The sequence below is a fragment of the Mucilaginibacter sp. P4_C11 genome, assembly GCF_056402115.1.
Genome location: NZ_JBFUIA010000091.1, coordinates 1 through 625 on the forward strand (window position 1 = coordinate 1; position 625 = coordinate 625).

Consider the following 625-nt stretch of genomic DNA (forward strand, 5'->3'; position numbering starts at 1 on the left):
GTATCATAATTTATTGTAAGTGCCCATAAAAAATCGAGCTTTCTATGAAAACTACTTTTATTTGCGCCTGCTGAAACGTTTTTTAGAGAATCAACCAGAATGTTATCAAATGCTTTCTTAACTAATTCAGCATTCCCTACAGTTTCTCTAAGATTACTCCAACTTCGGGCTACCGCCCTAATTCTTACCGTATCGTTTTCTTTGATTAAATCTATACTATCTGCAGCCATCTGTAAACTATCAGTCCTATAAACAAGATTGGCAGTTGCAGTATCTTCTTTGAGTGAATCAAGTGCGTGATAACTGCTTTTAGAGTAGTACCTGTTAATTTGCTTATCACGATAATAAACTGAAAATACTATTAGCACCAGTCCAAACATAAAGCAGAACTTATACAGACTGTCGGTAGGAAAAGGCAAGTTGAACATAGTTTTAAGATTTTGGTTATGAGCAATTTACCAAGAAATTAATACTTAAAAGAAAATAGTTGAAAAATTATCAGTAAATTCATCAAAAGGGTTATTTAGAATGTCCCCGTTTGCCACAAATTCAATTTCTAACCTTATTAATGAAGTTGAAAACCTCTTTTGCAGTACCGGGTAGTTTGAATTATTCAACTGTATAG

The 625-nt window shown here is 33.1% G+C and carries 1 protein-coding gene; it reads right to left on the reverse strand.

Annotated features, from left to right (window positions below; genetic code table 11):
* Window positions 1-380 (reverse strand): hypothetical protein (locus AC1DU2_RS30870; RefSeq protein WP_477389481.1); only part of this gene is annotated, 380 nt, incomplete at its 3' end.
* Between the last annotated feature and the right edge of the window lie 245 nt (window positions 381-625).